Origin of the sequence: Micromonospora sp. WMMD1274 (assembly GCF_049179035.1) — a bacterium.
GTDB lineage: Bacteria > Actinomycetota > Actinomycetes > Mycobacteriales > Micromonosporaceae > Micromonospora > Micromonospora tulbaghiae.
The window spans coordinates 1,113,304-1,139,248 of the sequence record NZ_JBMHMG010000001.1; the positions used below are offsets into that span (position 1 = coordinate 1,113,304).

A 25,945-nucleotide genomic window follows, 5' to 3' on the forward strand; every position below is an offset into this window, starting at 1 on the left:
CGGCGTCCGGCGACGGGCGATGATCCCACCAGGGGAATGAAGGAGTCTGGAGAACATGCCGGTATCGGTCACCATGCCCCGGCTCGGCGAGAGCGTCACCGAGGGCACCGTCACGCGCTGGCTCAAGCAGGAGGGTGACACCGTCGAGGTCGACGAGCCCCTGCTCGAGGTGTCGACCGACAAGGTCGACACCGAGATCCCGTCCCCCGCGGCGGGCGTGCTGAGCCGGATCGTGGTCGGCGAGGACGAGACCGCCGAGGTCGGCAGCGAGCTGGCGGTCATCGCCGGCGAGGGCGAGGACGCGGGCGCGGCTCCCACCGAGGAGGGCGAGCCGGCCACCGAGCCGACGGCCGCCGCCGAGGGCACCGGCCCCGAGCCGGAGCAGCAGGCCGAGCAGGCCGCCGCCGAGCCGGGTGCCGAGGCCGAGCAGCCGGCCGTCGAGGAGCCGGCCCAGCCCGCCGCGTCGTCGGGCGAGGGTACGCCGGTGACCATGCCGGCCCTGGGCGAGAGCGTCACCGAGGGCACCGTCACCCGCTGGCTCAAGCAGGTCGGCGAGACCGTCGAGGTGGACGAGCCGCTGCTGGAGGTCTCCACCGACAAGGTCGACACCGAGATCCCGTCGCCGGTCGCCGGCACGCTGCAGGAGATCAAGGTCGCCGAGGACGAGACCGCCGACGTCGGCGCCGTGCTGGCGATCGTCGGGGTGGCCGGCGCCGCGCCCGCGAAGGCGGAGCCGAAGCCCGAGCCCAAGCCGGAGCCGAAGGTCGAGGCGAAGCCCGAGCCCAAGCCCGAGCCCAAGCCGGAGCCCAAGCCGGAGCCGAAGGTCGAGGAGCCCACGCCGGGCGCGTCCTACAACGAGCCGGCCGCCGAGGCGGAGCAGGCCGCGCAGCCGGCCAAGGCCGAGGCGGCGGCCCAGCCGTCCGCGCCGGCCGCCGCGCAGCGCCCGAGCGTCCCGGCCGAGTACGGCGAGGACGCCGCCGGGTACGTGACGCCGCTGGTGCGCAAGCTCGCCGCCGAGCACGGCGTGGACCTGGGCTCGATCAAGGGCACCGGCGTGGGTGGCCGCATCCGCAAGCAGGACGTGCTGGAGGCGGCCGAGAAGGCGAAGGCCGCCAAGCCGGAGCCGGCCGCCGCCGCGCCGGCCGCCAAGGCCGAGGCCCCGGCCAAGCCGGCCGCCAAGCCGGAGCCGAGCGCCAAGCGGGGCACCACGGAGAAGCTGCCGCGGATCCGGGCCACCATCGCCAAGCGGATGCAGCAGTCGCTGCACGAGACGGCGCAGCTGACCACCGTCGTCGAGGTCGACGTCACCAAGGTCGCCAGGCTGCGCGCGCGGGCCAAGGACTCGTTCCAGGCCAAGCACGGCGTGAAGCTGTCCTTCCTGCCGTTCTTCGCGCTGGCCGCGATCGAGGCGCTCCAGACGTACCCGATCATCCAGGCCAGCATGGACCTGGACGGCGGGACGATCACATACCCGGCCGCGGAGCACCTGGGCATCGCGGTGGACACCGAGCGCGGGCTGCTCGTGCCGGTCATCCACAACGCCGGTGACCTCAACATGGGCGGCATCGCGAAGCGGATCGCCGACCTGGCCGAGCGCACCCGGGCCAACAAGATCACCCCGGACGAGATGGCCGGGGCGACGTTCACGCTCACCAACACCGGCAGCCGGGGCGCGCTGTTCGACACCCCGATCGTGCCGTCGCCGCAGTCGGCGATGCTCGGCACGGGTGCCGTGGTGAAGCGCCCGGTCGTGGTCAACGACCCGGAGCTGGGCGAGGTCGTCGCGATCCGGTCGATGGTCTACCTGGCCATGTCGTACGACCACCGGCTGATCGACGGCGCCGACGCGGCCCGCTTCCTCACCGCGGTGAAGGAGCGGCTGGAGGGCGGCAACTTCGAGGCCGAGCTGGGTCTGTAGATCCGAGACGGTAAGGGGGCGCGCGGCGACATGCCGCGCGCCCCCTTCGTCGTTTTCGCGGGTCAGCCGCGCAGGTGCTCCTCGGAGGCGGTCCAGAGCTGCTCGGCGGCCTCCGGATCCCGGGCGTACGCGGCCCAGCCGGTACGCGTGCCCGGCTGGTTCGGCCCGGCCTCCTGGCAGTCCTCGAAGTACCGGCCGCCGACGCCGTCGAGCAGCGGCGAGGTGGCGACCAGCACCGAGGTCGCCGCGCCCTGCTCCGGGGTCTTGAACGCGGCCGCGTTTCCGCTGCGCATCCGCGCCAGCTCCTCCTCGCTGATGTAGCGCTGGAGGTTGGTCCGGATCGCACCCGGCATCAGCGCGTTGGTGTAGATGCCGTCGTCCGCCCAGCGGCGGGTCGCCTCCACCGCGAACAGCACGTTCGCGGTCTTGGACTGCCCGTACGCCAGCCACGGGTCGTACGGCCGCTGCCGGAAGTGGATGTCGGAGAACACCACCGGTGAGCGCAGGTGGGCCGCGGAGCTGACCGAGACGATCCGCGCGCCGTCGGCCGCGGCGAGCGCCGGGCGCAGCCCGGTGGCGAGCGCGAAGTGGCCGAGGTGGTTGGTCGCGAACTGCATCTCCCAGCCCTGCTCGGTGCGCATCTCGGGCGAGGCCATGATCCCGGCGTTGTCGACGAGCATGTGCAACGGTCCGTCCCAGGTGCGGACGAACGCGGCCACCGAGGCGAGGTCGGCGAGGTCGAGCGGGGCGACCAGGATCCGGTCGTTGCCGGTGGTGCCGGTGATGTCGTCGGCGGCGCGCTGCCCGGCCTCGGTGTTGCGGACGGCGAGTGTGACGTCCGCTCCGGCGGCGGCGAGCGCGCGGGCGGTCTCCACGCCGATGCCGGAGGCGCCGCCGGTGACGACGGCCCGGCGGCCGGTCAGGTCCAGGTCGCGGACGACCTCCAGGGCTGTGGTCTCGGCGGAGAACGGGGTGGTGACTGGTGTCGGGGTTGTCATGGTCCATCCTTGTCGACGGCGACGCGGACCGATGTCCGCCCGCTACGATGAGAAGCGGAGGATCCTCCGTTACTCCGCCAGCATAACCGGAGGGGGCTCCGGTTACCACGGTGCCGGGCCGGCGACCCGGCCGAGGGAGGAGGGCCCGTGCCCGACCGACCGCTGCGCGCGGACGCGCTGCGCAACCGGCAGCGGCTGCTGGACGCCGCGGTCCACGCGTTTTCCCAGGACGGCCCGGAGGTAACGCTGGACCGGGTCGCCAAGGAGGCCGGCGTCGGCATCGGCACGCTCTACCGCCACTTCCCCAGCCGGGAGGCGCTGATCGAGGCGGCGTACCGCAACGAGCTGGAGAAGCTCTGCGACGCCGCACCGGCGCTGCTCGCCGCCCAGCCCGCCGACGCGGCGCTGCGCGCCTGGATGGACCGGTTCGTCGACTACCTCGCCACCAAGCGGGGCATGGCCGACGCGCTGCGGCTGGTCATCGCCTCCGGCGCCAACCCGTACGCGCAGAGCCGCGACCGGCTGCTCGCCGCGCTCGGCGAACTGCTCGCGGCCGGTGCGGCGGCCGGTGTCCTACGCGCCGACGTGGCCGCCGCCGACGTGCTCGCCAGCCTCAGCGGGGTCTCCCTGGTGGCCGGCGAGCCGGACCAGCGCGCCCAGGCCGGACGCCTGCTCGACCTGCTGATGGACGGCCTGCGCCACCGGCCGGGCTGACCGAATCGGCCACCCGGCCCGACCTGCGCTGACAGACTCGGCCGGTGGGCTCGTACGGGTGGCGGGGACGCCTGGGACCGGCGGTGCCGGTGGCCCCCGGCGCCCGGGTCGACCGGTTCGAGATCTTCTTCGACCTGGTCTTCGTCTTCTCGTTCTTCATCATCACCCGGGCCACCGCGCTCCAGGTGACCGGCGGGGCGCTGCTGCACGCGCTGCTGGTCCTCGCCGTGCTCTGGTGGTCGTGGGTGGTGCACAGCGTGGTGGCCACCCGGGTACGCCTCGGCGAGGGCTTCGTCCCGGTGCTCATGACAGTCGGCATGGCCGCGCTGTTCACGTTCGCGCTGTCCCTGCCGCACGCGTTCCGCGACCCGCGCGGCAACGAGGCCGGGCCGATGGTCGCGGCGCTCAGCTACACCGTCCTGCGGCTGGTGCACCTGCTGCTCTACCGGCACGCCATCCGGGACAGCCCGAACGAGCGCCGGCAACTGATCCGGTTCGCCCCCGAGGTGATCGGCAGTACCGCGCTGCTGCTGGTCGCCGCGCTGCTGCCGCCGAAGATCGACGACCTGTTCTCGGCCTCGGTGCTGCGGGACGTGCTGTGGGCCGGCGTCATCCTGCTCCAGTACGGCACCGGCATCCTCGCCGGCACCTGGGGCTGGGGTGTCTCGTCCGCCGAACACTGGACCGAGCGGTACGACCTCATCCTGATCATCGCGCTGGGCGAGTCGGTCATCTCCGTCGGCGTCGGCAGCAACCTGCTCGGCCAGCCGCCCACCTGGCCGGCCGTGGCGGCGGCGGTGCTCGGCATCTTCTTCACCGCCGCGCTCTGGTGGGCGCACTACGACATGGTCGGGCCGGCCGCCCGGATCGCATTGCACGCCGCGCAGGACGGCCCCCGGGTGGCGATGGCCCGGGACGCGTACGCGTACCTCTTCCTGCCGATGATCGCGGGCATCATCCTGTTCGCGCTCGGCGCCGAGACGATCGTGCACGGGATCGCCGACCCGAACGTGCCGCCGAGCGAACCGGCGCACGGCCCGGGCGTGCCGCTGCTGTTCGGCGGCGTGATCTGCTACCTCTGCGGCAACATGTTGTTCCAGCTCCGCACCCTGCGCACGGTGAGCTGGACCCGGGTCGGCACGGTGCTGCTGCTGGGCGTGACCATCCCGGTCGCCGAGCGGGTGCCGGGGCTGGCCGCGCTGGGCATGCTGACCGCGATCACCGTGGGTATGGTGGCCGTCGAGGTGATCGTCTTCGCCGAGGGCCGGCAGGCGCTGCGCAAGCTGGTCTTCGAGGAACGCACCAGCCACGAGGCGCACGAGGCGGCCTGGCGGGCCCGTTGGCACGAGCAACCCGAGGACCGCGACGAGAACGGGTGAACCACCTGCCCGCCGCCCTCGTGATACCTGTCGGCCCCGCACCGGGGCCGCAGACGAGGGATACGGGGATCGCATGACCATCGACACCATCCACGCCGGCGCGGCCGGCACCTGGCAGCTCGGCGACCTGACCGTCAACCGGATGGGCCTGGGCGCCATGCGGCTGACCGCGAACGCCGACGGCAGCCCGAGCGACCGGGACCGGGCCGTCGCCGTGCTGCGCCGCGCCGTCGAGCTGGGCGTCAACCACATCGACACGGCCGCGTTCTACTTCTCGCCGCTGCGCTCGGCCAACGAGCTGATCAACCGGGCACTGTCGCCGTACTCCGACGATCTGGTCATCGTGACCAAGGTCGGACCCGGCAAGGACCCGTCCGGGCAGTGGCTGCCGGCGGCCCGCCCGGACCAGTTGCGCGGGCAGGTGGAGGAGAACCTGCGCCAGCTCGGCCGCGACCACCTGGACGTGGTGAACCTGCGGGTGCACGGCCCGGAGCCGCTCTCCGAGCACTTCGGCGCGCTGGCCGAGCTGCGCGACGCCGGGCTGATCCGGCACCTGGGCGTCTCCGCGGTACGCCCGCACCAGGTCGCCGAGGCCCGCGCCATCGCCCCGGTGGTGTGCGTGCAGAACTCGTACGGCCTGGGCTACCGCCGTACCCACGACGAGCTGATCCGGGACTGCGCGGCGCACGGCACCGCGTTCGTGCCGTTCTTCTCCATCGTCACCAGCGGCCGGGAGGCCGGCGCCACCGGCGAGGAGCACCCGGAGGTGCACGCGGTGGCCCGGGAGCACGGTGTGACGGCGGCCCAGGTCCGGCTGGCCTGGACGCTGGCCCGGGGCTCGAACGTGCTGGCCATCCCCGGCACCGGCAACCCGGCGCACCTGGAGCAGAACATCGCCGCCGCCGCGCTGCGCCTCTCCCCCGCCGACCTGGCCCGCCTCGACGCGGTGTGAGGTTCGGCCGTCGGCAGAATCGGCGCGTACGGGGTGGCCCGCCGCCGCGTGCGCGCCGATGCTGAGGCGATGGCGACCTTCTCCGTGCAGGCCCAACCCACCGACGCGGCGAGCTGGACCGAGCTGGCCCGTACCGTCGAGGCGGCCGGCTTCGACGCGCTGTTCGCGGCCGACCACCCCGGCGACTGCGCGTCGCCGTTCGTCGCGCTCGCCGCCGCGGCGGCCGTGACCAGCACGCTGGGCCTCGGCTCGTACGTCTCCAACGCCGGCGTCCGGGAACCGATCCTGCTCGCCGCCGACGTGGCCACGCTCGACGTGGTCTCCGGCGGACGGGCCCGGTTCGGCGTCGGCGCGGGCCACACGCCGGCCGAGTGGCGGGCCGTCGGGCGCGAGCGTCCGGACGTCGCCGGCCGGGTCCGCCGCTGCGTCGCGGTGACCGAGGCGGTACGGGCGCTGCTGGCCGGCGACGACGTCACTGTGGACACCGAGGAGCTGGCCGCGCACGCCGCCCGCCTCAGGGCACCCCGGCCGGTCCAGGACCGCATCCCGCTGACCGTGGGCACGTCCAACTCGACGTTGCTGCGCTGGGCCGGGAGGCACGCCGACGTGGTGGGCCTGGCCGGCCTGGGCCGGACGCTGCCGGACGGCCACCAGCACACCGTCCGGTGGCGGGCCGACCAGATCGAGGCGCAGCTCGCGTGCGTCGCGGCCGGCGCCGCCGGCCGGGACACCCCGCCGGTCCTGGAGGCGCTGGTCCAGCACGTCGCCGTCTCCGACGACGCGGAGGCCGCCGCCGCCGGGACGGCCGCCGAGACCGGGCTCACCCCGGCGGAGGTGCTGGCCACCCCGTTCGTGCTGGCCGGGACGCCCGACGAGATCGTCGCGGCGGTGGCCGGGCACGAGCGCCGCTGGGGCGTCACCCGCTTCGTGGTACGCGCCGGAGCCGTCGACGCGCTCGCGCCGCTCCTGCCCCGGCTGGCGGGAAAAGAGCTGGACTTCGAGCACACTCGAAAGTGAACACTGTGCGCATGACGACGACACGACGGCTGGGCCGCAGCGGCATCGAGGTCAGCGCGATCGGCATGGGCTGCTGGGCGATCGGCGGCCCGCTCTGGGACGGCACCCAACCGCTCGGCTGGGGCGAGGTGGACGACGACGAGTCGGTGCGTACCGTCCACCGGGCCCTCGACCTGGGCGCGACGCTGTTCGACACGTCCAGCAACTACGGCGCCGGGCACAGCGAGCGGGTGCTCGGGCGCGCGCTGGCCGGCCGCCGGGACCGCGCGGTCATCGCGACCAAGTTCGGCTATCCCACCGACGAGGAGACCCGCCAGGCGCTGGGCGAGGACGCCACGGCGGACTACGCCCGGCGCAGCCTGGAGGGTTCGCTGCGCCGGCTCGGCACCGACCACGTCGACCTCTACCAGCTGCACCTGGGCGGCCTGCCGGTGCCGCAGGCGCTGGACCTCGTCGGCACCCTGGAGGACCTGGTCACCCAGGGGAAGATCCGGGCGTACGGCTGGAGCACCGACGACCCCGCCTCGGCACGCGCCTTCGCCGAGGCCGGACCGCACTGCGCGGCGATCCAGCACGACCAGTCGGTGCTGCGGGACAACGCGGCCATGCTCGCGGTGTGCGCGGAGCTCGACCTGGCCGCCCTGAACCGGGGGCCGCTGGCGATGGGCCTGCTCACCGCGAAGTACCAGGGCGCGCCGGCCGCCCGGGGCGACGACGACGTGCGCGGCGTGGCCCCGGAGTGGCTGGACTGGTTCACCGGCGGCGTACCGCGCACCGAGTGGGCGCAGCGGGTGGCCCGGGTCCGCGAGGCGCTGACCGCCGACGGCCGCACCCTCGCCCAGGGCGCGCTGGGCTGGCTGCTCGCCCGCAGCCCGCACACCCTGCCCATCCCCGGGTGCCGGACCGTCGCGCAGGCCGAGGAGAACCTCGGCGCGCTGGCGTACGGGCCGTTGCTGCAGGACGCGTTCGCCGAGGTGGAACGACTGCTCGCCGACCTGCGTACCGCCCCTGCCGACGCGTGACCGCCCGGTCCCGCCGCGGGGCCCGCCTCAGAGGTGTCGGCGGACCTCCGCGGCGAACCGGGGCAGGCCGGTGCGTCCCAGCAGTACGAGCAGACCCGGTACGGTCGTCGGCTCCCTGCGGTAGGCGGCCGCCTGGCGGTGCAGGACGTCGAGTGTCTGCCCCGGATAGAGGTCCAGCTGGTCGAGCAGGAAGTCGTCCGGGTGCACCGCCACGATGTCGAACGACTTGAGCGACGGCTCGGGAAAGTCACCGACGTTGAACGTGACCAGCACCTCCGCGTTCGCCCGGACGGCGGCGGCGAGCACGTGCCGGTCCTTGGGGTCGTTGGACATGCCGTCGATCAGCGACTCGTATCCGCTGACCATGGCGTCCGGAAACGCCTCCGCCATCTGGCCGAGGCGGCGGTCGACCCGCTCCTCCGCGATGCCTCGTGCGATCAGGTTGCGTCGCAACTCGTCCAGCACGTCCCTGGACTAGAGGGGTCGGTAGGCGGCGACCTCGGCCAGCCGCAGCAGGGTGTCGCAGAGATGCGCCGGGTAGAGGACGCAGGTGTCGAGAAACGCCGGGAACGCCACTCAGGTCACGCTCATCTCGTCCTGCGGGGCATGCCGGTCGCGTCGTACAGGCCGTCTTCCTCGGCTTCGGCGGTCATCCGGTCGAGTGTCCGGCGGCGTGCCTGCCGGGTCCGCTCCTGGTAGTCGAGAACGTCCCGGAGCATGACCCGCCGGTGACGGCCGCGCATCGTGTGCGGCATCTCGCCCTCGGACAGCAACCGGACCAGCGTGGGCCGGGAGATGTTGAGCAGGTCCGCCGCCTCCTGGGTCGTCAACATCGTGTTGTGCGGTGCGATGGAGATCGCGAGGCCCTCGGACAGCGCCGTCACGACGTCCCGCAGCACCCCGTACAGCTCGTCCGGGATTTCGATCTCGGATCCGTCCGGCCCGACCAGCCTGGCCCGCGCACGACCGCCGGCGCTGCGCAGTTCCTGCACGAACCGGGCCAGCTCAGCGGGGTCGTCCGGGGGAAGGACCGTACGTTCACGCAGGGCGCTGCTCATGACGCAAGCGTATCGCTATTCGAAAAAACCGCAACGCCTTCAGCGCGCGCAACCGGCGGGCGTGACGAGTGAGTGATTTCGCTCAACGCATCCGAATCGCGCTCCGTACTCGAAGATGTGAGCATGCGGATCCTCATGGCCGGCGCGTCCGGTTTCCTCGGCACCCGACTGGTCGACTGCCTCACCGCGGACGGCCACCAGGTCACGCGCCTGGTCCGCCGCCCGCCGCGCACCCCCGTCGAACGGCAGTGGAACCCGTCCGCCGCGCAACTGGACCCGCAGTGCGTCGCCGACGCCGACGCGGTGGTGAACCTGGCCGGCGCCGGGGTGGGTGACAAGCGCTGGAACGACGAGTACCGGAAGACGATCCGGACCAGCCGGGTGGACAGCACCACCACGCTCGCCATCACGATCGCCGGCCTGCCCGCCGCCGACCGGCCCGCGGTGCTGCTGAACTCCTCCGCCGTCGGCTGGTACGGCAACACCGGCGACCGTGCGGTCACCGAGGAGGCGCCAGCCGGTGAGGGGTTCCTCGCCGACGTCTGCCGGGTCTGGGAGGCCGCGACCCGCCCGGCCGAGGACGCCGGCGTACGGGTGGTGCGCCTGCGTACCGGACTGCCACTGCACCGCGACGGCGGCCTGCTCAAGCCGCAGCTCCTGCCGTTCCGGCTCGGCGTCGGCGGCAAGCTGGGCAACGGCCGCCAGTGGCTGCCGTGGATCTCGATGCGGGACTGGCTCGACGCCGCGAAGTTCCTGCTGGCCCGCGACGACGTGGCCGGCCCGGTGAACGTGGTCGGCCCGGCACCGGTCACCAACGCCGAGTTCACCCGGGAACTCGCCCGGCAGCTGCACCGCCCGGCGATCATGCCGATCCCGGCGCTGGCGCTGAAGGTCGCGCTCGGCGGTTTCGCGCAGGAGGCGCTCACCAGCACGCGGGTGCTGCCCGGTGTGCTGGACAAGGCCGGTTTCGCCTGGGCGCACCCGGACCTGCCGGGCGCGCTGCGCGCCGCCCTCACCGGCTGAGCGAGGGCGGCGCGACGCGGCGGATCAGCAGCCGATCACCCAGTACGCGGGCCCGGTCTGCTTCAGCGTGCTCGTGTAGAAGGTGTTGTAGAGGCCCATCCGCTGCCCGCTGCCGAGCGCGTAGGCGTACCCGCCGGACTGGTAGGCCCGGCCGGCCACCACGTGCGCGTAGTTGCTGGCGGTGACGCAGACCGGCGCACTGGTCGGGCTGGGCGAGGCGGTGGGCGTGGGCGAGGCGGTCGGCCTGGGCGACGCGGTCGCCGTCGGGGTCGGGCTCGGCGAGGCGCCGCCACCGCCGAGCCCGAAGAAGACCGCGTCCCGGTACGTCGAACAGATGGTGTCCAGGAAGTACGCCCCGGCGGTGCCGCACTGGTCCGCGCCCGTACCCGGGTCGACGGGGGTGCCGTGGCCCATCCCGGAGACCCGGTAGAGGCGGACCTGGTCGCTGCCGTAGACCTCCAGGCTGGTGCCGGCCGGCAGCGTGGACGTGCTGGTCGGGGTGGCCGGCACGCCCAGCACGTTCGTCCACTGGTCCCGCGACTCGGCGGCGTTCGCGGTCGCCACAGTGGTGTCGCTGGTGCCGTGCCAGATCGCCACGCGGGGGCGCTTGCCGGAGTAGCCGGGGTACGCGCCGCGGACCAGGTCGCCCCACTGCGCCGGGGTCTTGTCCACGCCCGGGTTCATGCAGCTGAACGCGGTGACGGTGCTGGTGGCGCAGCGGTACGGGATGCCGGCGACGATCGAGCCGCCGGCGAAGACGTCCGGGTAGGCGGCGAGCATGGCCGCGCTCATCGCCCCGCCTGCGGAGAGGCCGCTGACGTAGACGCGGGCGCCGTCGGTGCCGTAGGTGCTCTTGGCGTAGTCGACCATCTGCTTGATCGACAGCGCCTCGCCCTGTCCGCGTGCGGTGTCACCGGTCTCGAACCAGTTGAAGCAGGAGTTGGCGTTGTTGCCGCTGGGCTGCTGCGGCGCGATGAGCGTGAACTTCCACTGGTCGGCGTACTTCTGCCAGCCGGAGTTGGCGACGTACGTGGAGGCGTTCTGCACGCAGCCGTGCAGCAGCACCACGGCGGGCGCGCCGGCGGGCAGGCCGTCCGGGCGGTACGCGTACATGGCCAGGTTGCCGGGGTTGGAGCCGAACCCGGTGACCTGGGTCAGCGAGGCGGCCTGGGCGGGGAGGGCGGCGACCAGCGCGGTGGCCGCGGCCAGCACGACCCCGGCCGCCGCCCCGGCGACGCGGGCGATGAGGGATGAGGAGCGGGGCACGGGGACCTCCCGATCGTGGAATGTGAACTGAGTCACCTCCGGGTTGCCGCGACGTTACGGCCGCGTTTCGTCACACCGGAATGGCCGCCACTCACACATTCACGACCACCGAAGTGTGCGGCGAGTTCCGTGTCCGGGCGGTCTGCCCAGGTCCGGTTGGTAACGTCCGCTGCGTGCCCTCCTCCCCGTCCCCGGCCGCCGGCCCGGCGCCGACACGCGTCCGCGACCGGCGCGCCGACCTGCTGGTCACGCTCGCCGCGCTGGCCCTGGCCCTCTGGGTGACGAGTGGCCTGTGGCGGGATCCCAACAGCCGAGCGATCACCGTCAACTCCAGCGACCAGGCGCTGTTCGAGTGGCTGCTGGCGTTCGGCGGGCACGCGCTGACACACGGGCAGAACCCGCTGTTCACCACGTTGATCAACGTCCCGGACGGGGTGAACCTCGCGGTCAACACCTCGATCACCGTGTACGCGGCGGTCTTCGCGCCGCTGACGTACCTGATCGGGCCGCCCGCGACGTTCCTGGTGATCCTCACGCTCAACCTGGCCGCGACGGCTGTCGCCTGGTACTGGCTGCTCAGCCGGCACCTGGTCGGCAGCCGGCTGGCCGCCGGTGTGGGCGCGCTGTTCATCGCCTTCTGCCCGGCGATGGTGTCGCACGCGAACGCGCACCTGAACTGGACCGCCGGCTGGCTGGTGCCGCTGCTCATCTGGGGCGTGTTCCGGCTGCGGCGTCCCGGGCGGGCGGTCACCGGCGGGATCGTGCTCGGCCTGCTGGTCGCGGTCGCGTTCTCGATCGCCGCCGAAGGGCTCTTCTTCACCGCACTGGCGCTCGGCGTGTTCCTCGCGGTGTGGGCGCTGCACCCGGCCCGCCGGTCCGAGGTGCGTGCTGCGCTGCCCCGGATGGCGGCCGGGCTGGGCGTGACAGCGCTCGTCGCCGGGGCACTGCTGGCGTACCCGCTCTGGCTGCATTTCCTCGGACCGCAACGGTTCCACGGCACCGGGTTCGACCCGCTGATCCACTCCGAGGACATCGCAGCGTACGGGTCGTACCCGCGCCGGTCGCTGGCCGGCTGGGCCGGGTGGGGCACCTCGCTGGCTCCCAACCCGACGGAGGAGAACTCGTTCTTCGGCGTACCGCTGCTCCTGCTCGCGGTCGCCTGCTTCGCGCTGCTGTGGTGGCGCGCGGACCGGGCGTTCCGGGCCACGCTCGCGGCGCTCGGGGTGACCGCCGTGGTCTTCGCGGTGCTGTCGTGGGGGCCGACGGTGAAGTGGAACGGCCGCCGCTTCGACCAGACGCTGCCGTTCGGGGTGCTGGACAACCTGCCGGTGATCAACGCGGCGCTGCCGTCCCGGCTGGCCCTCGTCGTAGCGCCGGTCATCGGCCTGCTGCTGGCGTACGCGATCGACACGCTGCGGGCCCGGCCGCCACGACACCGGGTGAGCGGGCTCGCCTGGACGCTCGGCTTCGTCGCCGCGCTGCTGCCGCTCGTGCCGACGCCGCTGCTCACCAGCGTCCGCGAGCCGATTCCGCAGTTCATCACCAGTGGCGCCTGGCAGCGCTACGTCCCGCCCGACGGGGTGCTGACCCCGCTGCCGCTGACCGTTGACGTCTACCCGGACGGGCAGCGCTGGCAGGCGTACGCGCTGGCGAACCGGCAGGGCGAGTTCCGGATCCCGTCCGGGTTCTTCCTCGGGCCGGGCGGCCCGGAGGGCCGGGGCCGGATCGGCCCGGTGCCGCGCACCTTCGACTCGCTGATGGACCAGGCCGGCCGGACCGGGCTGGTGCCGATCATCACCGACGGCAGCATCCGCGAGTCCCGGGCGGACCTGCGCTACTGGGGGGTGCAGGCGGTGGTGCTGCCGGACCGGGTGCACGGTGCCAAGTTCGACGTCGACGAGGAGGCGCTGCGGCGCACCGCCACCGCGCTGCTCGGCCCGCCCGAGCGGGTGGAGGACGTCTGGCTGTGGCGGGTGCCGGACTGACGCGACGAGGCTCACGGGTCCGGTTGCCGGAGGGCGGGACTAGGCTGGACGGGTGAGCGTGACGACTTCCGGGCTGACCGCCGTCCGCGCCGGCCTGCTCGACTACCAGGCCGCCTGGGACGAGCAGCGCCGGCTGCACGAGGCGGTGGTGGCCGGCGAGCAGGGCGACACCGTGCTGCTGCTGGAGCACCCCAGCGTCTACACCGCCGGCAAGCGCACCGAGCCGTGGGACCGGCCGATGGACGGCACCCCGGTGGTGGACGTGGACCGCGGCGGCAAGATCACCTGGCACGGTCCGGGGCAGCTCGTCGGCTACCCGATCGTCCGGCTGCCCGACCCGGTCGACGTGGTCGCGTACGTCCGGCGCACCGAGCAGCTGCTGATCGACGTCTGCGCCGAGTTCGGGCTGGCCGCCGGCCGGGTCGAGGGGCGCAGCGGCGTGTGGGTGCCGGAGGACGGCCGGGGCCCGGCCCGCAAGGTGGCCGCCATCGGCATCCGGGTGGCCCGTGGCGTCACGCTGCACGGCTTCTCCATCAACTGCGACTGCGACCTGGGCTTCTTCGACCGGATCGTGCCCTGCGGCATCCGTGACGCCGGGGTCACCTCGCTGACCGCCGAGCTGGGCCGGCCGATCACCGTCGCCGACGTGCTGCCGGTGGTCGAGCGGCACCTGCCGACGCTGACGCAGGTCTGAGCCCGGTGCGGCTCGACCTGGTCACGCTCGTCGTGGCCGAGTACGACCCGGCCATCGCGTTCTTCACCGAGGTGCTCGGGTTCGAGCTGGCGGAGGACAGCCCGTCGCTGACCAACGACGGCCGGCCCAAGCGCTGGGTGGTGGTACGCCCACCGGGCGGCGGCACCGGCCTGCTGCTGGCCCGCGCCGACGGCGAACACCAATCCGGTGCCGTGGGCGACCAGACCCACGGCCGGGTGGGCTTCTTCCTCCAGGTCGACGACTTCGAGGCGGTGTATCGGCGGATGGTCGACGCGGGCGTCGAGTTCGTCCGCCCGCCCCGCACCGAGCCGTACGGCCGGGTCGCGGTCTTCCGCGACATCGCCGGCAACCCCTGGGACCTGCTCGGCCCGGCCTGACCGCTCCCTTTTTCCCCTCCTCGCCCCTCGACCCTCGACCCTCGCCCTTTGCCTTTCGGCTCGCCGCGCTCGCGCCGCCCCGCCTGACCTCCCGGCCTGGCCCGTCCGCGTGGTCCCGCCCCCGGCCGCCGCGCATCGCTCGGTGTGCGGTGGCCGACCAGTCCCGGGTCGCCGCCCGCCCAGGGCCACCTCGCCATCGGTAACGGTAAGTGACAGGGCGCGCGCCTGCGGCATGTGACCTCTCGCCGACTTTGCTCTGCAGCCGGATCCGCAACGGTCACTCCCGGTCGATCGGTGCGCCCGTGGCTGCAGAGCAAAGTGCGCAGAGACCATTCCCTTCCGCTCGCGGGTCGTTCGCCATAACCCCTGCTCAGCGCGATTCGCCGCCGCAAAGGGCATCTCGACGACTTCGGATGCCCCATCACCGAGCGTGACTGCAAGCCTGTGCGACCTTTCATCACCCTCTGTGACCGATCCGAGCCGGTGCGGAGGCCGGCGGCTCGACCGACTGCTCCGGCGAGCCCGCGCCCCGCCACCGGGACCGGGCGGGGACCGGGACCCGGACCCGGACCGGCCGAGAGGAAGCCGCCGCCGCGGGCCGGCACGGCGCAAGCCGCGCCGGCCCGCGGCCGTCAGGGCGTGAGGCGGTGCAGGTCGCGCGGGAAGGCGGTCACCTCGCGGACGTTCGCCGCGCCGGTGAGCCGCGCGACGAACCGCTCCAGCCCGATCGCGAAACCGCCGTGCGGCGGCATGCCGTGCCGGAACGCGTCCACGTACCCGGCGTACGGCTCGACCGGCTCGCCGCGCGCCGCCAGGGCAGCCAGGTAGTCGACGTGCCGGTGCAGCCGCTGCCCGCCGGTCACCAGCTCCACGCCCCGGAACAGCAGGTCGAAACCGTTCGAGTACGCGGGCCGGGCCGGGTCCGGATGGGTGTAGAACGGGCGCTTCGCCATCGGATAGCCGGTGACGAAGAGGAAGTCGCTGCCGTGCTCGCGGAGTGCCCACTCCCCCAGCGCCCGCTCGTGCGCCGGGGCCAGGTCGGGTTCGTCGGCCGGCGCTCCGGCGATCTTCAGCGCGTCGGTGAAGTGCACCGCCGGGATCTCGGCCGGCACCTCCGGCGTCGTCACGCCGAGCGTGGCCAGCGCGCCGCCGGCCCGCTCGGCGACTGTCGCCATCATCCCGGCCAGGGTGCCGCGCAGCACGGCCATCACGTCCCGGTGGTCGGTCACGAAACCCAGCTCGACGTCGAGCGACGTGTACTGGGCCAGGTGGCGCACCGTGTCGTGCGGCTCGGCGCGGAACACCGGCCCCACCTCGTAGACCCGCTCGAAGACACCGACCATGAGCTGCTTGTAGAACTGCGGCGACTGGGCCAGGTAGGCGGGCCGCCCGAACCAGTCCAGCGCGAACACGTTGGCCCCGCTCTCGGTGGACGAGGCGACCACCTTCGGCGTGTGCACCTCGACGAAGCCCTGCCCGTCGAGCGTGGCCCGGAAGCCGGACACGGCCGCCGCCGAGATCCGCAGCGCGGCGGACCGGCTCGGGTGCCGCAGTGCGGTCGGCGCGTTGTCGAGCTGGGTGGGCAGGGTGGCGGTGAGCACCGGCCGGTACAGGTCGAACGGGGGCGGGACGGCGGGCGGCCCGAGCGGACGTACCGTCGGCTCGACGACCTCGACCCCGGCGGGCGCGGTGGGGTTCGCGACCACGGTGCCGACCACCTCGACGACCGTCTCCTCGGTGAGCGCCTCGACCTGCTCGCGCACGGCGGGCGCGGCGACCACCACCTGGGCGAGCCCGGCGGCGTCGCGGAGGATCAGGAAGGCCACCGACTTGAGCAGCCGGCGGCGGTGGACCCAGCCGGCGAGTCGCACGGTGGCGCCCACATGGGCTGGGAGTTCTGCGGACAGGATGCGTTGCACGACGACTACCTCCTTGACCAATCGCAACGCGATCCCCAGGGAGGTGTGGGCGAGCGGGAACCTCGCGGTGCCACCACACCTTCGCCCCCGCCGGGCGGGGGCCTCGTTCGTCGCCTTTTCACCGGGGCCGGCCGGGCGGGCTCTACTGGGCGCACGGCGCCGTTCTTCCCGCAGCTCGGGAGGGTCTTCACGGGCCGGCGCCAGACCGCCTCGCAGCAACCGGCGGCTCTCTCGACTGGCGGATCGGTCCGTTACTCGGCTCCGTCACAGCTCTGCCCGGCACGCTAGCACCACCCGCGCCACGCTGTGACCGGGTTTTTTCGCCCCTGGTGTCCGGTGTCACAGCGATTCCGGCGTGACGGCCGTCGCCCGCCGTTCATCGACCGGCGCCGACCGGCGTACGCTCGGTTTTGTGACGATCGAGCAATCCGCGCCGACGACTGAGCAGCCAGCGCGCACCGCGACTGTCGCCCCGGAGGGGCGGCGGATGCTGCGGATCGAGGCGCGCAACGCCGAGACGCCGATCGAGCGCAAGCCGCCGTGGATCAAGGTCAAGGCCAAGATGGGCCCGGAGTACACCCAGTTGCGCGGGCTCGTCTCGCGCGAAGGGCTGCACACCGTGTGCCAGGAGGCCGGCTGCCCCAACATCTACGAGTGCTGGGAGGACCGGGAGGCCACGTTCCTCATCGGTGGTGACCAGTGCACCCGGCGCTGCGACTTCTGCCAGATCGACACCGGCAAGCCGGCCGAGTTCGACGCCGACGAGCCGCGGCGCGTCGCCGAGTCGGTCGCCGCCATGGGCCTGCGCTACGCGACCATCACCGGTGTCGCCCGCGACGACCTGCCCGACGGCGGGGCATGGCTCTACGCCGAGACGGTCCGGCAGATCCACGCGCTTCAGTCCGGCTGCGGCGTCGAGCTGCTCATCCCCGACTTCAACGCGGTGCCCGAGCAGCTCGCCGAGGTCTTCGGCTCGCGGCCCGAGGTGCTGGCCCACAACGTGGAGACCGTGCCGCGCATCTTCAAGCGGATCCGCCCGGCGTTCCGCTACGAGCGTTCGCTGGACGTGATCCGCCAGGCGCGGGCCGACGGCCTGGTCACCAAGAGCAACCTGATCCTCGGCATGGGCGAGGAGCGCGCCGAGGTGTCCCAGGCGCTGCGCGACCTGCACGAGGCGGGCTGCGAGCTGATCACCATCACGCAGTACCTGCGTCCCTCCCCCCGGCACCACCCGGTGACCCGCTGGGTCAAGCCGGAGGAGTTCGTCGAGCTGCGTGAGGAGGCCGAGGAGATCGGCTTCGCGGGCGTGATGAGCGGCCCGCTGGTCCGCTCGTCGTACCGTGCGGGCCGTCTCTACCAGCAGGCGCTCGACGCCCGACGGGAGGTCACCGTCGCCGGCTGAGGCCGGCCGACCACCGCGTCACCCGCCGCCGGCCGCCCGCCGGATGCCATGATCACAGGCATGACCGCCGGGGTACGCGAGGAGCCACGCGAAGCCGTGCGCCCTCGTACGCCCCGGCGGCTGCCGTTGCCGACGCTGCTCGCCCTGCTCGTCGGGTTCGCCGGGGTGGGCTATCGGCTGGCGCTGCTGTTCGCCGACGTGCCGCCCACCAACAGCGACGAGGCGACGATGGGGCTGGCCGCCCTGCACATCGCCCGCGGTGAGGGCTTCCCGGTCTGGTTCTACGGCCAGGCGTACATGGGCACGCTGGAGGCGTACCTGGCCGCGCCGCTGGTCGCGCTCGCCGGGCCGTCGGTGCTCGTGCTGCGGCTGCCCACGCTCGCGTTGTACGCGTTGTTCCTGCTGCTGTCCTGGCGGCTGACCCGGCGGCTCGGTGGTGACCGCTGGTACACCCTGCTCGTCGTCGCCGTGCTGGCGCTCGGCGCGGACCGGGTGGTGAAGAACCAGCTCATCGCCGGTGGCGGCTATCCGGAGCTGAACCCGGCCGGTGCGGCGCTGGCGCTGCTCACGGTCGGGCTCTGCGTGAGCGGGCCGGGCGCGCGACTGCCCCGCTGGGCGGCGTGGGGACTGATCTCCGGGGTGCTGCTCTGGGTGGACCCGCTGATCCTGCCGTACGTGCTGACGCTCGGCGTGCTGCTCGTGGCGCGGCGCCGGCGGGAACTGGCCGGCCTGGCCGGGCTGGTGCTGGCCGGCGCGCTGCTGCTGGGCGCGGCCCCGATGCTGGTGGACAGCATCCGGCACGGTCGCAACCCGGTGACCGCGGTGCTGGCCGCGGGTGGCTCCGGCACCGCTGCGGACTGGGCGGACCGGCTGCACGGCGCGCTGGTCCTCGGGCCACCGCTGGCGATGGGCTTCTGCTCACCCGGCCGGTGTGCCACCTGGCAGCTCTGGTGGGCCGTCGCGTTCCCGGTGCTGCTGGTGCTCGCCGCGCTCACCGCGTGGCACACCCTGCGCCGCGCTTCCGGCCGTCCGGGTTCGGCGGTGCGGGTGTCGGCCGGGGTGCGGCTGGCGCTGCTCGGCGGCGCGGCGGGCGTGCTGGCCGCGTACGCGGTGAGCAACGCGGCCGGGCAGACGCCGATCGAGAGCAGTCGTTACCTGTCGTGCCTGGCGGTCGCCGTGCCCGCCCTGCTCTGGCCACTGTGGCAGGCCGCCCGCCCGCTCGCCAGGCCGCGCCGGCTCGCCGAGGTGGCGGCATCCGACCCGCTCACCCAACGCCAGCTCGCCGAGGTGGCTGCATCGGAGGGGGGCGGATACGGCCATCTCCCCGAGGTGGAGTCGACCAAGGCGACCGGCGGGCGGACGGCCGGGCCGAAGGCCCGGGCGGCGGGCGTCGGGGCGGTGGCAGTGCTCGCGGGTGTACTCGGCACCGGCGCGTCGGCCACTGTGGACGTGATCCGTGCGGCGCCCGACGTGCACGCCGAGGCGGACCGGCACCGGTCGCTCGTGGACACGCTCGGCGCGCTCGACGTCCGGAACGTCCGCGGCGGCTACTGGACGTGCAACCGGCTCACCTACGCCACCGGCGAGAACGTGGTCTGTGCCGTGGTCGACGACGACCTGACCCCGGGTTTCGACCGGCTGCCCGCGTACCGGCGGGAGGTGGCCGCCGACCCGGGCGCGGCGTGGGTGGCGCCGGCCGGCTCGCCGCTGGCCGCACGGCTGGACGAACGCCTCGGCACCGAATCCGGCGCGCTCGACGTGGTCACGGTGGCCGGCTGGCGGATCTACCTGCCGCGCCGCTGACGCGGACGCGGCGCGCTACCGGACGCGGCGCGCTACCGGGCGCGGCGCTGTGCCGGGGCGGGTGGCGAAGCGTCGAGCAGGCCGAGGCGGTGGGCCAGCGCGGCGGCCTCGACCCGGTTGGTCACGTCGAGCTTGGCGATGATCCGGGACACGTGCACACTCGCCGTCTTCGGCGAGATGAACAGCCGCTCGGCGATCCGGCTGTTGCTGTGCCCCTCGGCGACCAGTCGCAGCACCTCCTGCTCCCGGCTGGTCAGCAGGTCCGGCCCGGGTCGCCCGGTGCCCCGCAGCCCGACCCGGCGGGCCAGCGTCGCCGCCTGCTCGCCCAGCGGGGTGGCGCCCAGCCGGGCGGCCAGTTCGGCCGTCTCCCGTATTGCGGCGGCGACCTCGTCCCGCTCGCCCGCCGCCGCGGCCGCCTCGGCCAGCCCGAGCAGCGTCCGGCCCAGCGGGTACGGCTGCCCGGCCGCCCGCCACGCCGCCACGGCCTCCCGCCACGCGGCGAGCGCCTCGGCGGGAGCGGCGGGGCCGAGCCCGGTCAGGACGGCGGTGACGTGGGCCGCGTGGGCGTGCTCGGCCGGGTGCCGGGCGGGCAGCGCGGCGGCCACCGCCGACACCTCGGCGGCGAGCGTCGCGTCCCCGATCACGGCGGCGGTACGCGCCAGCGCGTTCAGCAGCGGCCAGCCCTCACGCGGCAGGTCGGCCAGGTGCGCGTCGGCCAGGGCGGCGCGCGCCGCGCGTACCGCCTCCAGCTTGTCGTCGGCGGCGAGCGCGGCCTCCACGCGCAGCTCGTGCAGCGGCAGCCGGTGGTTCGGCCAGAGGTAGGGCCGGCTGAGGAACGCCAGCGCCCGCCCGACGACCTCGTCGGCGCCGGGATGGGCGCGGGCCAGGTGGAGCCCGGCGCGCAGTTGCAGCCAGTGCAGCCCGGACACGCCGGGCGGGTCGATCCGGGCCGCCTCGGCGCAGGTGGCGTCCGCCTCGTCCCAGCGGCCCAGCGCGATCAGCGCCTCGGCCCGGTTCGACAGCAGGTACGCCCCGATCGAGCGGCTGATGCCGACCCGGCGCGCCTCGCTCACCCCGGCCGCGGCCGCCTGTTCGGACTCGTCGTAGCGGCCCAGTTCGTAGAGCACGTCGGAGAGGAAGACCAGCGCACTGACCAGGGCCCACGAGTCACCGGCGGCGCGGGCCCGCGCCTCGACCCCGCGCAGCTCGGCCAGCCCGCGCTCCGGGGTGCCGTCGAGGCGGTGCAGCAGGGCGATCCGGGTGGGCAGCAGCACCAGGTCGGTGCCGACCTCGGACGCGCCGGCCGCGGCTTCGGCGGCGACCGAGGCGGCCTCGCGGGGGTCGACCTTCATCAGGTGCGACGCGATGTCGGCCAGCACGGCGAACCGTTCCGGGCCGTCGGGGGCGCCGGCCGCCAGCCGGTACGCCTCGCGCAGCTCGGCCGCGCCGTCGCTCTTGCCGAGCAGCGCGAACAGCCGGCCGCGATGGTCGAGCAGGCGGGCGGCGCGCAGCGGTTCGGCGCCGGGGTCGACCTCGGCGAGCGCGGCCCGGGTGAGCGTGAGCGCCCGGCTGAGGTCACCGGCGGTGACCGCGGCGGTGAGCGTATCCTCCAGCACCCGCAGGTGGTCCATGCCGAGCCGGTCGGCGGCGTCGGGCACCTGCTCCCACAGTTCGAGGACGCGCTCCAGCAGGCGGCTCTGCTCCGCGTACGCGTACCGTTCGGCCGCCGCCTCGGCGGCGACCAGGGCGGCGGTGAGCGCGCGCGGGTGGTCGTGCGCGGCGTACCAGTGGTGGGCGATCTCGGCCGGCGCGCGACCGGCGGCGACCAGGTGGGGTTGGGCCTCGATCGCGGCGGCGTACCGGGCGTGCAGCCGCGCGTGCTCGCCGGGCAGCAGGTCGTCGTGCACGGCCTCGCGGACCAGCGCGTGCCGGAACTCGTAGTCGCCGTCCGGGTCGGCCACCACGAGCTGCCCGGCGACGGCGGCGCGCAGCGCGTCCTCCAGTTCGGCCTCGGGCAGGCCGGCCACCTCGGCGAGCAGTTGGTGGGCGAAGCGGGTGCCCCCGGCGGCGGCGATCCGCAGCACCCGCTGGGCCGGCTCGGGCAGCCGGTCGACGCGGGCCAGCAGCAGGTCGCGCAGCGTCTCCGGGATGGCCGCGCAGCCGACCGGGCCGCCGGCGGCGGCCAGCTCCTCGATGAAGAACGGATTGCCCTGGGTGCGTTCGTGCACGTCGTCGACGGTCCGGGCGTACTGCTCGGTGCCGAGCAGGTCGGCCAGCACCGCGGCGGTGCCGTCGCGGTCGAGACGGCCCAGCTCGATCCGGTCCACGCCGCGGACCCGGTCCAGCTCGGCGAGGAACGGCCGCAGCGGGTGCCCGCGGTGCAGCTCGTCCGTGCGGTACGTGCAGACGACCAGCAGGCGGGTGGCGCGGGCGGCCCGCACCAGGAAGCCGATCAGATCCCGGGTGGACCGGTCGGCCCAGTGCAGGTCCTCGATCACCAGCACCAGCGGGCGTTCCTCGGCGATCCGCCGGAACAGGTCGGCGACCAGGTCGAACAGGTAGCCACGCGGGGTGTCGGCGAGCGCCGGCCCGGCGGGCGCGGCGACACCTGCGGGCATCCGGGCGAGTTCCGGCAGCAGCCGGGCGAACTCCGCCTCGTAGCCGGCGAAGGCGGCCGGCCCGTCGTGGCGCAGCACGTCGCGCAGCGCGGCGGCGAACGGGGCGAACGGCAGGCCGGCCTCGCCCAGCTCCAGGCACTGGCCGACGAGCAGCCGCGCGCCGGCCGCGTCCACCTGCGTGCCGAACTCCTCCAGCAGCCGGGTCTTGCCGACACCCGCCTCGCCGCCGACGAGCACCGTCGCCGGCTCGCCGGACCGGGACCGGGCCAGCGCGTCGCCGAGCGCGGTCAGCTCGGTCCGGCGGCCGACGAGGACGGTGCTGGCGGCGCGTACGGTCACGCCGTCGAGCATGCCACGCGCCCCCGACGGCCCGACCGGGCCGATCGGGCCGCGCGTCGCTGCCGGTCCGGCCGCCCCCGTGACGGCCGGACCGGCGAACTGCCCTGCGGCACCGGCCGCGCCCAAGATCCCGGGGACGGCCGGACCAGCGAACTCCCCTGCGGCACCGGCCGCGCCCACGATCCCGGGGACGGCCGGACCGGCGAACTGCCCTGCGGCACCGGCCGCGCCCACGATCCCGGGGACGGCCGGACCGGCGAGTCCGGCGACGGCCGCCGGTGCGGTCACCGGCGGGCGTCGGTGGTGCGGGCGTTGTGCTGCCGGCGGCTGAGCCAGCCGCGCGGGTGCCGCCGTGGCAGCGACCGGGCGAGCCGGTCCTGTGCGGCGTCGGCCTGCAACTCGGAGGCGTGGCTGCGGTGGATGCTGAGGATGAAGTCCGCGTCGTTGCCGAACATCTCGATCTCCCTTGTCGTGCGGTGTCGTTCCCTGTCGAGATCGACTCTCCGCGCGAAGGTGCCCCCGGGGCATGGGTACGCCGCCTGATCTTCGCCCGCCCGGCCTCCTTACCGGCGGGCCGGTTCGGGCCGGCACGGCGGTAAGGTACTCAGCCCTCGGCGGAAGAGGCGGCCACGGATCAACGTGATGTGCGCCGACCACTAGACTCTGCGGTATGGCAAAGCCCCAGGAGAAGGTCTCGTTCGGCCAGCGGCTGAAGCAGATCGGGATGGTGTTCCGGTTCACCGCCAAGCAGGACAAGTGGTTCGCGCCGCTGACCGCGGCGGCGGTGCTGATCCCGCTCGCGCTCACCGTGGTCGCGGTGATCGCCTGGAGCTGGATCTGGCTGCCGGTCGGCATCCTGCTCGCCCTGCTCGCCGTGCTGATCGTGCTCAACCTGCGGTCCAACAAGGCGATGATGAACGCCGCCGAGGGGCAGCCGGGCGCGGCGGCGCAGATCATGGAGAGCATGCGCGGCGACTGGCGGGTCACCCCGGCGGTCAGCTCCACCACGCAGATGGACATGGTGCACCTGGTGGTGGGCCGGCAGGGCGTGATCCTGCTGGCCGAGGGCAACCCGCAGCGCGTACGCGGCCTGCTCGGCCAGGAGAAGCGCCGCCTGGCGAAGGTGATCGGCACCGCTCCGCTGCACGACTACGTGATCGGGCAGGGCGAGGGTGAGCTGCCGGTCCGCAAGCTGCGGATGACGCTGATGCGGCTGCCCCGCGCCCTGTCCCCCAAGGACGTCAACGCGCTCGACAAGCGGCTCAAGGCGCTCACCGCGCGGCCGCAGATGCCCAAGGGCGCGATCCCGAAGAACATGCGGCCGGCGCGCGGCGCGTTCCGGCAGACCCGGGGTCGCTGACCTCCGGCGTACGCGAAGAAGGAGCCGGTCCCGTGCGGGGCCGGCTCCTTCGTCGTGCGGGTCAGCGGCGCGGGGCGTCGGTGACGACCGACCCGGAGAGCCGGTCGTGCAGGCCCCGCCGGTGCTCGTCCATGAGCAGGGCCGGCACCACGAGGGCCAGCAGGAGGCCGCGCAGCAGGCCCCGGAGCAGCCCGATCCGGCCGCCGTCGGCCCAGGACACGCAGCGCAGCCGGGTCAGGAACATGCCGGGGGTCTGGGCGAACAGGCCGATGAAGAAGCCGTACTCCAGGATCAGCACCAGGACCGGCGGCCAGCCGTCGCGGACCGGGTCGGAGAAGGCCCGGGCGACCATCAGGCACAGCACCCAGTCGATGATCAGGGCGCCGAAGCGGCGGCCGAGGCTGGGCGGGGTGAAGGCGGGGTCGGTGGCGGGCGGCACCGGTGTGGCGGCGGTATCGGTCACAGCGGCCAGGGTAGCGCCGCCGCGACCCCTGACGAAAAATACGACATTCAGCATCAGAGCGTGCCGGGATGACGCTCCGCAAGCGACGTAACACGGCGGAAACAGACGAGACACGGCCGGGCAACCCCCCGGCCATAGCGTCGCCAGTAGCCAGCTACCGGAGTGGACCTGCCAGGAGGACGTGTGTTCGCCAATTCCGAGGAACTCCTGCGATACCTCGCCAACGAGGACGTGAAGTTCGTCGACGTACGTTTCTGTGACCTGCCCGGCGTGATGCAGCACTTCAACCTGCCGGTCGAGTCGTTCGACGACAGCGTCTTCACCGACGGCCTCGCCTTCGACGGATCCTCGATCCGCGGCTTCCAGGCCATCCACGAGTCCGACATGCTCCTGCTGCCGGACGTCGCCACCGCCTTCATCGACCCGTTCCGGGCCCAGAAGACGCTCGCGCTGAACTTCTTCATCCACGACCCGTTCACCCGCGAGGCGTACTCCCGCGACCCGCGCAACGTGGCGAAGAAGGCCGAGGCGTACCTCGCCGCCAGCGGCATCGCCGACACCGCCTACTTCGGCGCCGAGGCGGAGTTCTACATCTTCGACTCCATCCGCCACGAGACCTCCGCGCACCAGTCGTTCTACTACATCGACTCGATCGAGGGCGCCTGGAACAGCGGCCGGATCGAGGAGGGCGGCAACCGGGGTTACAAGACCGCCTACAAGGGCGGCTACTTCCCGGTGCCCCCGGTGGACCACTACGCCGACCTGCGTGACCGGATCGTGCGGCGCCTCGTCGACGGCGGCTTCACCGTCGAGCGGTCGCACCACGAGGTCGGCACCGCCGGCCAGTCGGAGATCAACTACAAGTTCTCCACGCTGCTGCACGCCGCCGACCAGCTCCAGCTGTTCAAGTACATCGTCAAGAACGAGACCTGGGCCGCCGGCAAGACCGCGACGTTCATGCCGAAGCCGCTGTTCGGTGACAACGGTTCCGGCATGCACACCCACCAGAGCCTGTGGCGCGGCGGCGAGCCGCTGTTCTACGACGAGACCGGCTACGCCGGGCTGTCCGACACCGCCCGCTGGTACATCGGCGGCCTCCTGCACCACGCTCCGTCGCTGCTGGCCTTCACCAACCCGACGGTGAACTCCTACCGTCGTCTGGTGCCGGGCTTCGAGGCGCCGGTGAACCTGGTCTACTCCCAGCGCAACCGCTCCGCCTGCACCCGCATCCCGGTGACCGGCAGCAACCCGAAGGCCAAGCGCGTCGAGTTCCGGGTGCCCGACCCGTCGAGCAACCCGTACCTGGCGTTCTCGGCCATGATGATGGCCGGCCTGGACGGCATCAAGAACAAGATCGAGCCGCCGGCCCCGATCGACAAGGACCTCTACGACCTCCCGCCGGAGGAGTGGGGCGACGTGAAGCAGGTGCCGGGTTCGCTGCCGGAGGTGCTCAACGCGCTCGAGGCCGACCACGACTACCTGCTCGACGGCGGCGTGTTCACGCCGGACCTGATCTCCACCTGGGTCGACTGGAAGCGGGCCAACGAGGTCGACCCGGTGCGTCTGCGCCCGACCCCGCACGAGTTCGCGATGTACTTCGACTGCTGAGCACGTACG

22 protein-coding genes are annotated in these 25,945 nt (G+C 73.6%); 14 read left to right on the forward strand and 8 right to left on the reverse strand.

Annotated elements, in window-relative coordinates:
• Positions 1-55 precede the first annotated feature (55 nt).
• Positions 56-1,918: a 2-oxoglutarate dehydrogenase, E2 component, dihydrolipoamide succinyltransferase gene (sucB, locus tag ACN27D_RS04650; protein ID WP_421498589.1), complete on the forward strand. Its 1,863-nt coding sequence runs from the start codon at positions 56-58 to the stop codon at positions 1,916-1,918.
• Between the two features lie 62 nt (positions 1,919-1,980).
• On the opposite strand, the gene ACN27D_RS04655 is transcribed toward sucB, so the two are convergent.
• Entirely contained in the window at positions 1,981-2,916 is a 936-nt protein-coding gene (locus ACN27D_RS04655; RefSeq protein WP_421498590.1) for an SDR family NAD(P)-dependent oxidoreductase, read from the reverse strand.
• A 147-nt stretch (positions 2,917-3,063) separates the two neighbouring features.
• Here ACN27D_RS04655 and ACN27D_RS04660 point away from each other — a divergent pair, with 147 nt between their 5' ends.
• The 5 genes from ACN27D_RS04660 to ACN27D_RS04680 all read left to right on the forward strand — a co-directional run bounded on the left by ACN27D_RS04660 (position 3,064) and on the right by ACN27D_RS04680 (position 8,000).
• Positions 3,064-3,630, forward strand: a complete 567-nt coding sequence (locus tag ACN27D_RS04660) for a TetR/AcrR family transcriptional regulator (protein ID WP_252454203.1) — start codon at positions 3,064-3,066, stop codon at positions 3,628-3,630.
• Positions 3,631-3,674: 44 nt separating this feature from the next.
• On the forward strand, positions 3,675-5,009 hold the full coding sequence (locus tag ACN27D_RS04665; RefSeq protein ID WP_358172561.1) for a low temperature requirement protein A: 1,335 nt from the start codon (positions 3,675-3,677) through the stop codon (positions 5,007-5,009).
• 73 nt (positions 5,010-5,082) lie between these two features.
• Complete coding sequence (locus ACN27D_RS04670) at positions 5,083-5,961, forward strand: oxidoreductase (RefSeq protein ID WP_421498591.1); 879 nt, start codon at positions 5,083-5,085, stop codon at positions 5,959-5,961.
• A gap of 69 nt (positions 5,962-6,030) precedes the next feature.
• A complete protein-coding gene (locus ACN27D_RS04675) occupies positions 6,031-6,978 on the forward strand; it encodes an LLM class flavin-dependent oxidoreductase (RefSeq protein ID WP_121686035.1) in 948 nt (315 codons plus the stop codon).
• 11 nt (positions 6,979-6,989) lie between these two features.
• Positions 6,990-8,000 (forward strand): aldo/keto reductase, encoded by a 1,011-nt coding sequence (locus ACN27D_RS04680; RefSeq protein WP_421498592.1) that lies wholly within the window; start codon positions 6,990-6,992, stop codon positions 7,998-8,000.
• Between the two features lie 27 nt (positions 8,001-8,027).
• On the opposite strand, the gene ACN27D_RS04685 is transcribed toward ACN27D_RS04680, so the two are convergent.
• Positions 8,028-8,465 (reverse strand): PIN domain-containing protein, encoded by a 438-nt coding sequence (locus ACN27D_RS04685; RefSeq protein ID WP_421498593.1) that lies wholly within the window; start codon positions 8,463-8,465, stop codon positions 8,028-8,030.
• Positions 8,466-8,587: 122 nt separating this feature from the next.
• Complete coding sequence (locus ACN27D_RS04690; protein WP_421498594.1) at positions 8,588-9,058, reverse strand: helix-turn-helix domain-containing protein; 471 nt, start codon at positions 9,056-9,058, stop codon at positions 8,588-8,590.
• A gap of 123 nt (positions 9,059-9,181) precedes the next feature.
• On the opposite strand from ACN27D_RS04690, the gene ACN27D_RS04695 reads away from it, so the two are divergent.
• Complete coding sequence (locus ACN27D_RS04695) at positions 9,182-10,081, forward strand: TIGR01777 family oxidoreductase (protein ID WP_421498595.1); 900 nt, start codon at positions 9,182-9,184, stop codon at positions 10,079-10,081.
• Positions 10,082-10,105: 24 nt separating this feature from the next.
• Here the strand turns inward: ACN27D_RS04695 and ACN27D_RS04700 are convergent, their stop codons facing one another.
• The gene (locus ACN27D_RS04700; protein ID WP_421498596.1) at positions 10,106-11,347 is read right to left on the reverse strand and encodes a PHB depolymerase family esterase; all 1,242 of its coding nucleotides are present in this window, start codon (positions 11,345-11,347) and stop codon (positions 10,106-10,108) included.
• A gap of 173 nt (positions 11,348-11,520) precedes the next feature.
• Between ACN27D_RS04700 and ACN27D_RS04705 the strand changes: the two genes are divergently transcribed.
• The 3 genes from ACN27D_RS04705 to ACN27D_RS04715 are packed head-to-tail and all read left to right on the forward strand — an operon-like array spanning position 11,521 to position 14,424.
• Positions 11,521-13,332, forward strand: a complete 1,812-nt coding sequence (locus ACN27D_RS04705; protein ID WP_421498597.1) for a DUF2079 domain-containing protein — start codon at positions 11,521-11,523, stop codon at positions 13,330-13,332.
• Between the two features lie 52 nt (positions 13,333-13,384).
• Positions 13,385-14,026, forward strand: coding sequence for a lipoyl(octanoyl) transferase LipB (lipB, locus tag ACN27D_RS04710; protein WP_358172547.1), 642 nt, complete (start codon positions 13,385-13,387; stop codon positions 14,024-14,026).
• A 5-nt stretch (positions 14,027-14,031) separates the two neighbouring features.
• The gene (locus ACN27D_RS04715) at positions 14,032-14,424 is read left to right on the forward strand and encodes a VOC family protein (RefSeq protein WP_350816345.1); all 393 of its coding nucleotides are present in this window, start codon (positions 14,032-14,034) and stop codon (positions 14,422-14,424) included.
• Positions 14,425-15,056: 632 nt separating this feature from the next.
• Here ACN27D_RS04715 and aspS read toward each other — a convergent pair.
• Entirely contained in the window at positions 15,057-16,343 is a 1,287-nt protein-coding gene (gene aspS, locus ACN27D_RS04720; protein WP_421498598.1) for an aspartate--tRNA(Asn) ligase, read from the reverse strand.
• A 355-nt stretch (positions 16,344-16,698) separates the two neighbouring features.
• Between aspS and lipA the strand changes: the two genes are divergently transcribed.
• A complete protein-coding gene (lipA, locus tag ACN27D_RS04725; RefSeq protein WP_120568722.1) occupies positions 16,699-17,745 on the forward strand; it encodes a lipoyl synthase in 1,047 nt (348 codons plus the stop codon).
• Positions 17,746-17,805: 60 nt separating this feature from the next.
• On the forward strand, positions 17,806-19,548 hold the full coding sequence (locus tag ACN27D_RS04730; RefSeq protein WP_421498599.1) for a DUF423 domain-containing protein: 1,743 nt from the start codon (positions 17,806-17,808) through the stop codon (positions 19,546-19,548).
• Positions 19,549-19,580: 32 nt separating this feature from the next.
• Here the strand turns inward: ACN27D_RS04730 and ACN27D_RS04735 are convergent, their stop codons facing one another.
• Together ACN27D_RS04735 and ACN27D_RS04740 are read right to left on the reverse strand one after the other, a co-directional pair.
• Positions 19,581-22,793: an ATP-binding protein gene (locus ACN27D_RS04735; protein ID WP_421498600.1), complete on the reverse strand. Its 3,213-nt coding sequence runs from the start codon at positions 22,791-22,793 to the stop codon at positions 19,581-19,583.
• Positions 22,790-22,960 (reverse strand): hypothetical protein, encoded by a 171-nt coding sequence (locus ACN27D_RS04740; protein WP_162959008.1) that lies wholly within the window; start codon positions 22,958-22,960, stop codon positions 22,790-22,792. Before ACN27D_RS04740 ends, ACN27D_RS04735 begins: the two co-directional genes overlap by 4 nt.
• A 215-nt stretch (positions 22,961-23,175) precedes the next feature.
• Here ACN27D_RS04740 and ACN27D_RS04745 point away from each other — a divergent pair, with 215 nt between their 5' ends.
• Positions 23,176-23,865, forward strand: a complete 690-nt coding sequence (locus tag ACN27D_RS04745) for a DUF4191 domain-containing protein (RefSeq protein WP_358172542.1) — start codon at positions 23,176-23,178, stop codon at positions 23,863-23,865.
• A gap of 61 nt (positions 23,866-23,926) precedes the next feature.
• On the opposite strand, the gene ACN27D_RS04750 is transcribed toward ACN27D_RS04745, so the two are convergent.
• A complete protein-coding gene (locus tag ACN27D_RS04750; RefSeq protein WP_120568719.1) occupies positions 23,927-24,382 on the reverse strand; it encodes an RDD family protein in 456 nt (151 codons plus the stop codon).
• 129 nt (positions 24,383-24,511) lie between these two features.
• On the opposite strand from ACN27D_RS04750, the gene glnA reads away from it, so the two are divergent.
• Positions 24,512-25,936 carry a type I glutamate--ammonia ligase gene (glnA, locus tag ACN27D_RS04755; RefSeq protein WP_013287749.1) on the forward strand — a complete coding sequence of 475 codons (1,425 nt, stop codon included), beginning with the start codon at positions 24,512-24,514 and terminating at the stop codon, positions 25,934-25,936.
• Positions 25,937-25,945 lie beyond the last annotated feature (9 nt).